This window comes from Pseudomonas sp. TNT3 (genome assembly GCF_010095445.2).
Classification (GTDB): Bacteria; Pseudomonadota; Gammaproteobacteria; order Pseudomonadales; family Pseudomonadaceae; genus Aquipseudomonas.
Genome location: NZ_WFGV02000005.1, coordinates 61,225 through 74,121 on the forward strand (window position 1 = coordinate 61,225; position 12,897 = coordinate 74,121).

General features: G+C 60.0%; 15 protein-coding genes and 1 riboswitch. Of the genes, 8 read left to right on the top strand and 7 right to left on the bottom strand.

The window, feature by feature from the left end; genetic code table 11:
• Window positions 1-70: 70 nt before the first annotated feature.
• Window positions 71-934, bottom strand: coding sequence for a universal stress protein (locus GBC55_RS04980; protein ID WP_162436804.1), 864 nt, complete (start codon window positions 932-934; stop codon window positions 71-73).
• Between the two features lie 160 nt (window positions 935-1,094).
• On the opposite strand from GBC55_RS04980, the gene miaE reads away from it, so the two are divergent.
• Window positions 1,095-1,703 carry a tRNA isopentenyl-2-thiomethyl-A-37 hydroxylase MiaE gene (miaE, locus tag GBC55_RS04985; protein WP_162436803.1) on the top strand — a complete coding sequence of 203 codons (609 nt, stop codon included), beginning with the start codon at window positions 1,095-1,097 and terminating at the stop codon, window positions 1,701-1,703.
• Window positions 1,704-1,731: 28 nt separating this feature from the next.
• On the opposite strand, the gene GBC55_RS04990 is transcribed toward miaE, so the two are convergent.
• A complete protein-coding gene (locus GBC55_RS04990; protein WP_162436802.1) occupies window positions 1,732-2,220 on the bottom strand; it encodes a GFA family protein in 489 nt (162 codons plus the stop codon).
• 45 nt (window positions 2,221-2,265) lie between these two features.
• Complete coding sequence (locus GBC55_RS04995) at window positions 2,266-2,670, bottom strand: PaaI family thioesterase (protein ID WP_162436801.1); 405 nt, start codon at window positions 2,668-2,670, stop codon at window positions 2,266-2,268.
• Window positions 2,671-2,839: 169 nt separating this feature from the next.
• A riboswitch (yybP-ykoY riboswitch) is annotated at window positions 2,840-3,017 on the top strand.
• Between GBC55_RS04995 and mntP the strand changes: the two genes are divergently transcribed.
• Window positions 3,016-3,585: a manganese efflux pump MntP gene (mntP, locus tag GBC55_RS05000; RefSeq protein ID WP_162436831.1), complete on the top strand. Its 570-nt coding sequence runs from the start codon at window positions 3,016-3,018 to the stop codon at window positions 3,583-3,585. It overlaps the preceding riboswitch by 2 nt.
• A gap of 142 nt (window positions 3,586-3,727) precedes the next feature.
• On the opposite strand, the gene GBC55_RS05005 is transcribed toward mntP, so the two are convergent.
• The 3 genes from GBC55_RS05005 to GBC55_RS05015 all read right to left on the bottom strand — a co-directional run bounded on the left by GBC55_RS05005 (window position 3,728) and on the right by GBC55_RS05015 (window position 6,111).
• Complete coding sequence (locus GBC55_RS05005) at window positions 3,728-4,345, bottom strand: DNA-3-methyladenine glycosylase (protein ID WP_162436800.1); 618 nt, start codon at window positions 4,343-4,345, stop codon at window positions 3,728-3,730.
• Between the two features lies 1 nt (window position 4,346).
• Window positions 4,347-5,429, bottom strand: coding sequence for a bifunctional transcriptional activator/DNA repair protein Ada (locus GBC55_RS05010; RefSeq protein ID WP_162436799.1), 1,083 nt, complete (start codon window positions 5,427-5,429; stop codon window positions 4,347-4,349).
• Between the two features lie 61 nt (window positions 5,430-5,490).
• Window positions 5,491-6,111, bottom strand: a complete 621-nt coding sequence (locus GBC55_RS05015) for a LysE family translocator (RefSeq protein WP_162436798.1) — start codon at window positions 6,109-6,111, stop codon at window positions 5,491-5,493.
• A 167-nt stretch (window positions 6,112-6,278) separates the two neighbouring features.
• Between GBC55_RS05015 and GBC55_RS05020 the strand changes: the two genes are divergently transcribed.
• The gene (locus GBC55_RS05020; protein ID WP_162436797.1) at window positions 6,279-6,866 is read left to right on the top strand and encodes a LysE family translocator; all 588 of its coding nucleotides are present in this window, start codon (window positions 6,279-6,281) and stop codon (window positions 6,864-6,866) included.
• 30 nt (window positions 6,867-6,896) lie between these two features.
• Here GBC55_RS05020 and GBC55_RS05025 read toward each other — a convergent pair whose 3' ends face one another.
• Window positions 6,897-7,730: an AraC family transcriptional regulator gene (locus tag GBC55_RS05025; protein ID WP_162436796.1), complete on the bottom strand. Its 834-nt coding sequence runs from the start codon at window positions 7,728-7,730 to the stop codon at window positions 6,897-6,899.
• 289 nt (window positions 7,731-8,019) lie between these two features.
• Between GBC55_RS05025 and GBC55_RS05030 the strand changes: the two genes are divergently transcribed.
• The 5 genes from GBC55_RS05030 (at window position 8,020) to GBC55_RS05050 (ending at window position 12,854) form a co-directional block, all read left to right on the top strand.
• Window positions 8,020-8,268, top strand: coding sequence for a transmembrane sensor/regulator PpyR (locus GBC55_RS05030; RefSeq protein WP_162436795.1), 249 nt, complete (start codon window positions 8,020-8,022; stop codon window positions 8,266-8,268).
• The gene (locus GBC55_RS05035; RefSeq protein ID WP_247266862.1) at window positions 8,265-9,422 is read left to right on the top strand and encodes an NnrS family protein; all 1,158 of its coding nucleotides are present in this window, start codon (window positions 8,265-8,267) and stop codon (window positions 9,420-9,422) included. Before GBC55_RS05030 ends, GBC55_RS05035 begins: the two co-directional genes overlap by 4 nt.
• A gap of 203 nt (window positions 9,423-9,625) precedes the next feature.
• Window positions 9,626-10,081, top strand: a complete 456-nt coding sequence (locus GBC55_RS05040) for a (2Fe-2S)-binding protein (RefSeq protein ID WP_162436793.1) — start codon at window positions 9,626-9,628, stop codon at window positions 10,079-10,081.
• Window positions 10,082-10,105: 24 nt separating this feature from the next.
• On the top strand, window positions 10,106-12,274 hold the full coding sequence (locus GBC55_RS05045) for a xanthine dehydrogenase family protein molybdopterin-binding subunit (protein ID WP_162436792.1): 2,169 nt from the start codon (window positions 10,106-10,108) through the stop codon (window positions 12,272-12,274).
• A 1-nt stretch (window position 12,275) separates the two neighbouring features.
• Window positions 12,276-12,854 carry a hypothetical protein gene (locus GBC55_RS05050; protein WP_162436791.1) on the top strand — a complete coding sequence of 193 codons (579 nt, stop codon included), beginning with the start codon at window positions 12,276-12,278 and terminating at the stop codon, window positions 12,852-12,854.
• The last annotated feature ends 43 nt before the right edge of the window (window positions 12,855-12,897 follow it).

Consider the following 12,897-nt stretch of genomic DNA (forward strand, 5'->3'; position numbering starts at 1 on the left):
GGCAGCTCAGTGGATTGCGTTTTACCTGTAGGAGCTGCCGAAGGCTGCGATCTTTTGATCTTGCTTTGCGTTAATGGTGAGTCACGATCTCTTCCAGATGATCCATGATCCCCTCCGGCTTCAGCACCAGCACATCACTCTCCACCGCATCCAGCACCACCTCCGCCGTATTCCCGATCAGCGCCCCGGACAACCCGGACCGCGCCACCGTACCAATCACCGTCACCGCCGCGTGCAGCTTGTGCGCCATGAACGGAATCAGTACATCCGCCGGGCCTTCCTCGATATGCAAGTGACTGTCGTCGATATCGAACTCGGCCTGGAACGCCTTGCACTGTTCGCGGTAACGCGCCTCGATGGTTTCACTGAGTTGGAATGTCGGGTCGGCCGAGGACAGCATCGGCGACGGATGGGCACTGATCACGTGTAGATGCGCGTGGGCCAGGCTGGCGATGTCGTACCCGTAATCAATGATGGTGGAGTGCAGTTGGCGGTGTTCGCCATCGGTATTGCCAACATCGACGGCGGCCAGAATAACCCCGTCTTTCCACGGTTTCGCGGTTTTCACCAGCAGCACCGGGCTCGGGCAGTGACGCAGCAGTTTCCAGTCCGCCGGTGTCAGCAGGGCCTTTTTCAATGGGCTGTCGGGGAAATGTTGCTTGATTACCAGCCCGCAACCTTCCGCCTGCTGCACATCAACGATGGTTTCGTGCAGGCTTTCATTCCAGGCCTGCTCGGTGGTGACGCTATAGCCGTCCTCCAGCAGCGCGGCTTTGAGCACGCCCAGCATGCCGCTGTGGTCGTGCTTGCGATCGCACACCAGAAGGTGCAAATGGGCCTGGGTCACGCCGGCAATCAATTTGGCGCGTTTGAGCGCCAGGCTTTCCGAGTGTTCGGGCTCGATGACCACCAGAATGCTACGAATGGCTTGCATGTTCGGGATCTCCAGGAAGTAAAAAATACTGCGTGGGACAACTATAGTTGCTGGTCGCGAGTTCGGGACTTGATGCATATCAACGGTTAGCGACTGGTGGTCTGCGGGCAGGCCGGTATAATCGGCGCCCTTCGTTTTGAACCTTCTATCCGTGAGCCCCATGATCCTTCCCGAAATTCACGAGTTCCTCGGCTGCCGCACTCCCGACGGCTGGGTCCAGGCCGCGCTGGCCGATCAGGACACGCTGCTGATCGACCACAAGAACTGCGAATTCAAAGCCGCGAGTACGGCGTTGAGTCTGATCGCCAAGTACCACTCCCATGTCGATCTGATCAACCTCATGTCACGCCTGGCCCGGGAAGAGCTGGTGCATCACGAACAGGTCATGCGCCTGATGAAAAAACGCAAGATCGAACTCCGTCAATTGTCCGCCGGGCGCTACGCGTCAGGCCTGCGCAAAGTAGTACGTAGTCACGAGCCGGTGAAGCTGGTCGATACGCTGGTGGTCGGCGCGTTCATCGAGGCGCGCAGCTGCGAGCGTTTCGAGGCGTTGGTACCGCATCTGGATGAAGAACTGGGCAAATTCTACTTTGGTCTGCTGAAAAGCGAGGCCCGGCATTTCCAGGGTTACCTGAAGCTGGCCTACCAGTACGGGGACGCCAAGGACATCGCGCAGGTGATCGACAGGGTTCGTGCCGCCGAGCAAGAGCTGATTGAATCCCCCGACGTCGAGTTTCGGTTTCACAGTGGCGTGCCAGTAGCCGCTTGAGTTGCAGGAACAATATTCGCGAGCGCGTCTAGCCGCTCAGGCCCAGGCGGGTGTGCCAGTCGGCGATGGATTCTTCAGGGTAGACATCGAACTGCTGATCCCCCGGTGTTGATTCAACCTCGACCCACGGCGCCTTCGAACCAAGCATCAGGTGCGTGTGTTCCGGTGGCACCGGCAGCGGGGTGTCGATGGCGGACGCAAACGGGTGAATCAAGGTCGGCCATTCAGGGCTGAACAGCCATAAGCCGGAACCGCAGAGGGAACAGAAATGCCGCTCGGCGGTGCTTCTATGGGCACGTTTGTCGCCGTCCTCCTTGAGTCGTGCATGGTAAATCGTGATGTGTTTGCGCCCACGCACGTTGAGGCTGTCGGCATCGCCGCTGATATTGATCGCATAACCACCGCCACCTTGGGTCTTGCGGCAAATCGAGCAATAGCAGCGCTGATAAGGGTAAGGGTGGACGCTGGTCAAACTGAACGACACGGCGCCGCAGTGGCAGGAACCTTCGAGCTGCATGGAAACCTCCGGTAGTTCTTCAACTCACCGGGACAGCTTAGACCCTCAGCGCTCCTCGACCGGCACCAGAATCGCGTCGCCCGTCGGCACCAGTTTCAATTGATCACCGGTTTGTGCGAACAGCTCGGCGCGAGCGAACACCTGCTTCTTTCCAGCCTTCACCACCCGGCCCCGGGCGATGAACACTTCGCCGATGGCAGGCGCCAGGCAATTGACCGAAAAATGCGAAGCCAGCACGCTGCCCGCCACCGTTCCTGCTGCAAAACCACAGGCCGTGTCGAGCAAGCCGCCGATCAGGCCCGCGTGGAGGAACCCTGAATATTGCGCCATGTCCGCTTCGCGAAAGGCCATGGTCAGTTCCACTTCACCGCTCTGCGCACGGGTGACTTCCAGCCCGGCCCAACGATTGAACGCTGAGGTTGAGTTGATCTGTTTGAGCGTGTTCAGCATGACGAATCCCTCCGAATGAGGAGCCAAGATGCGCCTGGGTTCTTAGGGTGTCATTGTCTATAAAGGAGGGTGATGTGCCGTTGGATTTGTGGTGAATGTGTTCATCTGTTCATCTGTTCATTGCGACTCAGGCCAGCTATTCATGATTTTTTCACATCCCACCGGTTACCCTGCGCGCCTCTTTGGGGAGTAGCCTGTTTGCGATTCGTCGCAAGCGCCCGCATCAACATTCTCGGCAACATGCCGTGGTGCGGGCACCTTCTGGTTGGTGAGACCATCGACATACCTGCGCTGAAGTCGGGCGCGCGGATATGTCGTGGACTCAAGCCCGACCGGTATTACAGCGTGAACCCAGCCTCTCTTGTTTTCCTTGCTTTCGCCATGTCCACCGATGCCTTCGCGGCCGCTATCGGTAAAGGCTCGGCCCTGCACAAACCCAAATTTCTCGAAGCCTTGCGTGTCGGCCTGATCTTCGGCTTGATCGAAGCCATCACGCCGATTATCGGCTGGTTTATCGGCCAGGCTGCCTCGCAATTCGTGGCCAGTTGGGACCACTGGATCGCTTTCACCCTGTTGCTGCTGCTCGGATTGCACATGATCCATAACGGGGTGAAAGACGAAGAGCCCGAAGAAGAGGTCGAGAAGCCCAAGCAACATGGTTTCTGGCTGCTCGCCGTCACGGGATTTGCCACCAGCATTGATGCATTGGCCGTGGGTGTAGGTCTGGCGTTTGTGGACGTCAACATCTGGCTGGCGGCCGGACTGATCGGCCTGGCGACCCTGACCATGGTGACGATCGGTGTGATGCTGGGCCGCGTCATCGGTAGCGTGATGGGCAAACGTGCTGAAATTCTGGGTGGCGTGGTGTTGATCATCGTCGGCGCGACGATCTTGTACGAGCATTTGTCGGTTTAAGCCTGCGAACCTTAGGCCCCGTAGGAGCTGCCGAGCGAAGCGAGGCTGCGATCTTTTGATCTTAAAAAACAAAATCAAAAGATCGCAGCCTCGTTTCACTTGGCAGCTCCTACAGGGCTCCTATGCAGATTTCGCAGTTGGTCTATCTGGCAGGCACCCGCCACAAATACCAGGCCGCGACCGTGCGATAGGGGCGCCACGCCAGGCCGATTTCGATCATCTGCTTGCGCGTCGGCTGCACCTCTAGCCCTTTCAAACGTCGGTAGCCTTCACGAACACCGAAATCATCCGCCGGCAAGATATCCGGGCGTTCCAGGCTGTAAATCAGCAGCATCTCAACGGTCCAGCGACCGACCCCGCGCAATGTGATCAAGCGCTCGATCAGCGCCTCGTCGTCCATCGCCAACGCCGTTGTGTAGTCCGGTACCACACCGCTTAACGCTGCCTGGGCTATGCCTTGAATGGTCGTGATCTTGTTGGCCGAGAATCCGCAACTGCGCAGCTGATCGAACCCGGTTGCCACCATCTGTTCGGGCCTCGGAAAAGAGCCCGAGGGAAACAACGCGAGTAATCGCCCGAGAATGGCGTCGCCGGCTTTGGCGTGCAGTTGCTGATAGGCAATGGCCCGCACCAGCGATTCATATGGATCGCGTGCCGGGTGTGGTTGATGCAGGCAAGGGCCGATGGCGGCAATGTGTCGCCGCCAGTCGTCATCGATGGACGACAGAAAAACGCTCGCGGGCAGGTAGGGATCGGGCATGTCAGAACGCAAGTTGTCGAGTGATCTGTAGCGCAGCATTTTCCAGCCTGAGCAAAAATGCCTTGCGCGGTTGTCCTCCACCATAGCCCGTCAACGAGCCATCCGCCCCGATGACCCGGTGGCAGGGCAAGACAATCGAAAGGCGGTTTTGCCCGTTCGCCATGCCCACCGCACGACTGGCGCCGGGCTTGCCCAGCGTCGCAGCGATGGTGCCGTAGGTGCTGGTCTTGCCATAAGGGATTTTCGCCAGTTCGGCCCAGACCTGCCTGAAAAACTCGCTGCCGGGCAGGTGCAGCGGGACTTTGAACTCGGTCAGCTTTCCGGCGAAATAGGCTGCCAGTTCTGCTTCGATTTGCTGCAAGTGAGCGTTGTGTCCGGGTGCGACGGCATACCCGTGGCGGTTCTGCAGAGCCTGGATTTCCCGCGTCAGCGCCGGTCGATCAAGAAACTCCAGCAGCACCAACCCTCGCTGTTCAGCCATGGCGATCATCGGCCCCAGCGGGGTGGTCAGGCGGGTGAACAGCAGCGGTTCGCTTTGGGCGGCGCGGCCGGGGGTGATGTGGAAGGACTTCTGGAAGGCATCGCGGAAACCGCTCAGGGACTCGTAACCCGAGTCGAACGCGGCGTTATCTATGGAATCGCCCTGTTTGATCCCGCCCAACGCCATGCCCAGACGCCGGGTACGTAGCCAGGCGTGGAACGTCATGCCGAAATGCTGTTTGAACCAGCGCCGCAGCTTCAGCGGCTCCACGCCTTCGGCCAGTAGCTGGGCATCGGTCCAACGCTGGTCGGGATCACTGTCGACGCAGGTGAGCAGTTTTTGCACCCAGTCCGGCGCAATGGCGGCAGCATCCAGAGGCTTGCAGCGCAGGCAAGCGCGATAACCCGCCGACAGGCATTCATCGGCATGGGCGAAGAACTCGACGTTCTCCGGTTTTGGCTTGCGCGCCGTACAACTGGGCCGACAAAAGATGCCGGTGGTTTTGACGGCCGTAAAGAACACTCCCTCGTAGGAGGTGTCTCGTTCGAGCATGGCGCGAACCATCTCGGCGTGGGGCGGAAGCAAAGCGTTTTGTAGGTTCATGACGTGAGCATAGGGGGCGTCGGTCAGTGTCTCCACCGGAAAATCGACAGAGAATTCCTCATCAGGCCCGGCGTGCCATCAGCAACACCGATGCGGCCGCCGAGAGCAAACCTGCACAGCAGCGGTTGAAGATCCGTTTGCCACTGGGTTTGGCAAACCAGCGGCGCATGTGCAGACCCATATAGGCATAAGCAGCGATGGCAATCCATTCGAGGACCAGGAACAGCGCGCCCAGCACGGCGAATTGTGGAGTGATCGCCTGGGTCGGATTGACGAACTGCGGCAGGAATGCGGTGAAGATCAGGATCGCTTTCGGGTTGCCGGCCGCGACCAGAAACTCCTGCCGTGGCAGCGCTAAAAGCCCGACGGGCGCGCCCTGTACGACGTTTTCAGTGCCAGAGTCGGCTCGCCACAGTTGCCAGGCGAGGTAGAACAGATAGGCCGCACCCAGAATCTTGATCCCATAGAACAACAGTTCGGATGTTTGCAGCACAACCGCCAATCCCGCAGACGCCAGGGCGATCATTCCGGCAAACGCCAGCAGCCGACCCAGGCCCGCCATGCACGCGGTGCGGTAGCCATAACGGGTGGCATTGCTGACCGACAACAGATTGTTCGGACCCGGCGCCATGTTCAGCGCGAAGCAGGCGGGAAGAAAGAGGGAGAGGGTGGCGAGGTCCATGATCGGCTCCAGAAGCAAGAAGAGTATTTTTACCATGGTCGTTTGGCGGCCGACCCGTACAGTGATTGACGGTCGTCGCGGTACAGGTGAGGGGGTGTTTTGTTCAATACAGAAATTGAGTCGCACCTTACCGTCATGGCTGGTACCACTGAATTGAAGAGGGTGTGATGAGTCTGATTGTCTCCATGGCGGCGTTTGCATTGGTGGCTTCGATAACGCCGGGGCCGGTGAATATCGTGGCGTTGAGTTCCGGTGCGCGGTTTGGTTTTCGCGCCAGTCAGCGGCATGTTGCCGGCGCGACACTGGGGTTCGTGTTGTTGCTGGTGTTGATGGGGTTGGGACTGCACGAAGTGCTGCAGATCTGGCCGGGCCTGGCCCGGGTTGTGCAGCTGGCGGGGGTGGCGTTTTTGTTGTTCATGGCCTGGAAACTGGCCGCCGATGACGGGCGTCTCGATGCGAAAGAGTCAGGCCGGGCGCCGTCAATGCTCTACGGTGCCGTCATGCAGTGGCTCAACCCCAAGGCGTGGCTGGCTTGTGTGGCGGGCATGGGGGCTTTTGTTGCCGATGGCGAGGCGCGATTGGTCTGGCAGTTTGCGGCGGTGTATCTGGTGATCTGCTATGTGTCCGTCGGTTGCTGGGTCTATGCGGGGACGTTTTTGCGCGGCTACCTGAACAACCCGGCGGGTATGCGGATGTTCAACCGGGGAATGGCAGCGTTGTTGGCGGTGAGTGCGGGGTATTTGTTGTTGCCTTGATCTTGCCTGCAGAGCGCTCACAGACCTACGTCACCCGCGATACTGCCCCGGTGTGGCGGCCAGGTGTTGTTTGAACGCGCGTTGAAAGTGGGCCTGGTCGGCGAAACCCGCCTCGAGGGCGACGTCGGCAATCAGTTTGCCGCTGCGCAGTCTCTCCTGGGCGAACTGGATGCGTCGGTTGACCAGGAAGGCGTGGGGCGTCATGCCGAAGTGTTGCTTGAATGCACGGATCAGGTAGGACGGCGACAGCTGCGCGGCTGCGCAAATGTCTTCGAGCTTGAGCAATTGCGTACAGTTATCCCGAATGAATTCGGCGGCCCGCTCCAGCTTGAAGTTAGGTTCGCGTAGCGGTTGCTCGGCCGGGTTGAACCGTTGCTGCACCTCGGTAAAAAACTCCACCACTGTGCTGTGTTTTTGCAGGTGGTCTTGCGATGTGTCCACCAACACCTCATGCAGCGCCACCAGTCCGTCGAATAGCTGGGTGTCGCGGTCATGGGTGATGGAAAAACGGCGGAACGCCAAGTCGGAGCTGAAGCCCAGCTGGTGCTGCAGATCAGTGAGCCACGCGGTGTCGATGTACAGCATCAGATACGACCACGGTTCGTCGTCGATCGGATTGCACGCATGGACATCGCCGGGATTCATCAGCACGACGGTGCCGGCGCTGACCTGAAACCGGGCTTGTTCGTGAATGTAGGTGCTGCGCCCGGCGGTGATGGCGCCGATCGAAAAGTGTTCGTGAGAATGACGCGTGTAGCAGACCTCGCGCCCGTCAGCGATGGAGCGGGCTTCAATGAAGGGCAGGGCGTCATCGCGCCAGAAGCGCGGGGCCTTGTCTGCGTCTTTGGCAACGGCGTGCTTCATGCTTAGGGTCCTCGGCAGGTCAGCGCCTGAGTGTATTTGTTCTCGCCGTCAAAGGCTCGTCCCCGCGCGTTGATGTCGAGTTTTTTGCATCCGTTTTGTGATGAGTGATCCCTCGTCAGATTCATCATTATGGAGTCGTAATGACTCGAAATGATGTCATAAAGACTCTTGTTGAATATGGTCTAAATGACATCGAGCCTCTGATCTCATTGATTTAAAAGGGCTTAAAACCTGGCACGGCTCTTGATACATCCCCGGTACAACTGAACGACTTCAGGAGTACCGAAAAATGTTCGACTTCTTCACCAATCCCCACAATGTTCTTCAGCTGTCGAATCGCGTACTGGGCGCAGGTCTTGCACTGTTGCTCGCTGGCATTTACGGCGCCTATCTGTACGACGGTCATTTGCCCATCGTCGCGCTGGTGTCGTTGCACGCGATGACGATCATCGGACCGACCTTGCTCAAAATCGGCTACGTCATGCGCCTGCTGTCCCAGCATCGGCTGGGACAATGCCCGGTCGGAGCTGGAGTGTGACGCGCAAGTTCGCCAGGGCGCAGGTGTTCACGCTGGGGTTTCGGCCGTTCTTTCTGGCCGGCGCGGGGTTTGCGGCGATTGCCGTTGCGGTCTGGGGCCTGTGGCTATACGGCTGGTTTCCAGCGGCGCAACCCGTGGGCGGCATGCTGGTCTGGCATCGGCATGAGATGCCGTTCGGGTTCGCCTCGGCGATCATTGGCGGATTTCTGCTGACGGCAGTGCCGAACTGGACCGGGCGTCCAGGTCTGCACGGCGGGCCGCTTATCGGTCTTTTGCTGGTGTGGCTGACGGCGCGACTCGCTTGGTGGCTGCCGATGCCGTCGGTGGTATTGATTGCGTTGCAAATCCCGTTTCTGCCGTTACTGGCCTGGATGTTGGGCCGCGAGCTGATCGCTGCCGGCAAACGCGACAACTATCCGATTCTGCTGGTGATCGCCTTGCTCGCGGGTTGCCAGGCCATGACGCTGGTGGGGATCTCCACCGAGGATGTCGACCTGCAACGGCGGGGCGTACTGGCGGCGTTGTGGTTAATCGGCGCGCTGATGAGCGTGATCGGCGGGAGGGTGATTCCGTTCTTCATTCAAAGAGGTTTGAATCGCCCCACCGCCTCAGTGGCGCAACCCTGGCTGTTCAAAGGGTTACTGCTCGGCGGGATGCTGGCGGCGCTGTCGTTTGCCGCAGGGTTGGACAACGTCCCCAACCGCTGGCTCGCCGTTTTGTTTGGGCTGATGGGCGGTTTGCATCTGCTGCGGCTCTGGCGCTGGTACGACCGGGGTATCTGGCGTGTGCCGTTGCTCTGGTCGCTGTACCTTGCCTATGCCTGGCTGGTGGTTGCAGCGCTGGCGATGGCGCTGTGGCATGCGGGGCTGATGCCACAACAAAGCCTCGCCACGCATTCGCTGGCGGTGGGAGGAATCGGCGGTTTGATCCTGGCGATGATTGCGCGGGTCAGTCTCGGTCATACAGGGCGACCGTTGCAGCCATCGAAGGCAATCATCCTTGGATTCGCCTTGCTGTCCATTGGTGCGGTCTGTCGCGTCTTGCTGGTGCCGTTTTCCACTGTCGGCCTGGGCATCTCGGCGTTGCTCTGGTGTGTTGCGTTCGGGCTGTTCCTGATGCGCTATACCGGCATCTTGCTGGGGCCAAGGGTTTAGCGACATGGGTGCAAGCGCAAAACGCCACTCTGCGCTTGCCTCAGGACAGTGACTGCGTGACCGGTGGTCGATGCGCCAGTCCGGTTCGGCAATTTGCGCTTAGCTGTAAGGGATGAACCAGGCGCGCAAAGATGCGCCGTGCGGTAGGAGCAACGCGTGCTCCCACCGAAAAAACGCGTCCCCGTGAGTCTGAGGTAACCGCAATGCTGACCCTGAATATCAATGGCAAGGACCAGGCGCTGGATGTCCCCGCGGACATGCCGCTGCTGTGGGTCCTGCGCGATGTCGCGCACCTTACTGGCACCAAATTCGGCTGTGGCATGGCTCAATGTGGCGCCTGTACGGTGCACGTTGACGGCGCGCCGCTGCGCTCATGCATCACGCCCGCCACGGCCGTGGCCCATGGGCAGAAAATTCTCACCATCGAAGGCTTGTCCACCGACGGTTCGCATCCGGTCCAGCAAGCCTGGGCCGAGCTCGATGTGGTCCAGTGTGGTTATTGCCAGTCCGGTCAGATCATGTCGGCCGCCGCGCTGCTGGCGAAAATCCCCAAGCCCACTGACGCCGATATCGACCAGGCGCTGTCCGGCAATATCTGCCGCTGCGGCACCTATCCGCGCATTCGTGCGGCGGTGAAACGCGCTGCACAAATCGGTTGATGCCTCGGTGAGGGAGGGTGAGCAATGAACAGCTTCAATCCGTTATCGCGGCGTGGATTTCTCAAAGGCAGCGTCGTGTTGGGTGGCGGGCTGGTGGTGGCGTTCGTCATCCCCGGTGCCCACCGGTTCGCGACGGGCGCCGAGAACCAGGGGAACGTGTTTGCACCGAATGCTTTTCTGCGAATCGGCAATGACAACAGCGTCACGGTACTGCTCGGGCATTCGGAAATGGGCCAGGGCATCTGGACCGGCCTGACCATGCTGATCGCTGAGGAACTGGATGCCGATTGGTCGACAATCATCGTCGAACACTCTCCGGCCTCTGCTGCCGATTATGGCCTGGCCGGGTTTGGCGGGATGCAGATTACGGGTGGGTCAACGTCGACCTGGATGGAATTCGACCGTTACCGCCAGGCCGGCGCGGCAGCCCGGTCAATGCTGATCGACGCGGCAGCCAAGCGCTTCGGCGTAGCGCCTTCGGCCATTCGTACCGAGTCCGGCGTGGTCATCGCAGGCGACAACCGCGCCACCTATGGCGAGCTGGCGGACGACGCCGGCAAGCTACCCGTGCCCGACCCTGCTTCGATCAAACTCAAAGAAGCCAAGGACTGGAAACTGATCGGCAAGCCCACTAAACGGCTGGACACGCCAGAGAAAATCACCGGGCGGGCCAAGTTCGGCATCGACGTGCAATTCGAAGGCCTGATGACGGCGATGGTCGCGCGTTCGCCGGTGTTCGGCGGCAGCGTCAAATCTTTCGAAGGCGCCGAGGCGCTGGCGATTCCGGGTGTGCACAAAGTGGTGCAGGTACCCAGCGGTGTCGCCGTCATCGCCGATCATTACTGGGCCGCGAAACTGGGCCGCGATGCACTCAAGGTCGATTGGGACCTGGGCCCGAACACCGGCCTCGACAGCCAAAAACTGTTGGAGAGTTTCCGCAAGCTCGCGGGCACCACAGGGCTGCCAGCCAGCACGGCCGGCGACGCCCAGGGCACGCTGGGCAAGGCGGCGAAAACGATCGACGTCGAATACAGCGTGCCTTACCTGGCCCACGCTCCGATGGAGCCGCTTAACTGCACCGTGAAAATCACCCAGGACAAATGCGAGATCTGGACGGGTACGCAGTTTCAGACACTGGATCAAATGATCGCCGGAAAAATCACCGGGCTGAAGCCTGAGCAGGTCATTATTCACACCGAATTTCTCGGCGGCGGGTTTGGTCGGCGAGCCAACCCGACCTCGGATTTCGTCGCGGAAGCGGTGGAGGTCGCCAAAGCCGCAGGTGGTCCGGTGAAAACCGTATGGTCGCGAGAAGACGACATACGTGGCGGCTACTACCGGTCGGCGTTTGTGCATCAGGCGCGTATCGGCATGGATGCTGGCGGGATGCCCATTGCGTGGAAGCATGTCATGGTCGGGCAATCGATCATGGCCTGTACGATGCTCGAAGAGGCGATGGTCAAGGGTGGCATCGACAAAACCTCGGTCGAAGGGGTGGCGGACAGTCCCTATCTCGAAGGTCTGGCGCATCATCAGGTCGAGCTGCATTCGCCGAAAACCGGCATCAACGTGTTGTGGTTGCGCTCGGTCGGACACAGTCATACGGCGTTCGTGATGGAGTCGCTGATCGACGAATTGGCCGAGGCGGCGGGCAAGGACCCGGTCGACTATCGACGCACTTTGCTCAAGGACCACCCACGGCATCTCGGCGTGCTCAACCTCGCCGTCGAAAAAGCCAACTGGACAGCGCCGCTGCCGGACGGCCATGCGCTGGGCGTGGCGGTGCATGAGTCGTTCGGCAGCTACGTCGCGCAAGTGGCCGAAGTGTCCCAGGACAACCTGGCGATCCGTGTGCATCGCGTGGTCTGTGCGGTGGATTGCGGGATTGCGGTGAACCCGCAAAGCATCGCGGCGCAGATGGAATCGTGCATCACCTTCGGCCTGGGGTTTGCGTTGCACAGCAAACTGACGTTCAAGGACGGCAAAGTGGTGCAGTCCAACTACCACGACTATCAAGTGCTGCGCCTGAACGAAATGCCCGTGGTCGAAGTGCACATCGTGCCCAGTACCGACAAGCCCGGAGGCATTGGCGAGGCGGGGGTACCGCCCACGGCACCTGCGGTGGCCAATGCGGTATTCGCATTGACCGGGCAACGGCTGCGGGAACTGCCGCTGCAACTGTCGGGGGTGTGAGATGAGACGACATCTGGTACTGGGTGCGGTGATTCTGTTCGGCCTGGCAGCGTATGCCGAAGACCTGTTCGCCGACGATAAAGAAGCCTTGAAGGCGTTCGAGACGGTGCAGAAAGTCTTCCAGAGCCCCCGTTGCCAAAACTGCCACATTCCCGGCGATTCTCCACTGCAGTTCGACGCGGGCGTTCCCCACGCCATGAACGTGGTCCGTGGCATGGATGGCAAGGGCGCGGCGGGTTTGCCCTGTGCTACCTGCCATGCGGAAGCCAATCCGCCGGCCAGTTACGGTCCCAATGCACCGCCCGGAGCACCGCATTGGAGCCTGCCGCCAGCAGCGCACAAAATGGCCTGGATCGGACTTCCGGCAGACAAACTGTGCGCGATGATCAAGGACCGTTCAAGCAATGGCGATCGGGATTTTGCGGCGCTGATCAAACATGTCAGCGATGACAAGCTGGTGCTATGGGGCTGGAACCCTGGTGCAGGTCGAGCGCCGGTACCGGTGCCACACGACATTTTTGTCGCCCAGTTCAAGCTTTGGGCTGATGCAGGAGGGCCTTGCCCCGTCGAGGGTATCTGACCAGCGGTAGCAAAATAGTGAGTCATACCGGGAAAGGGGGTCT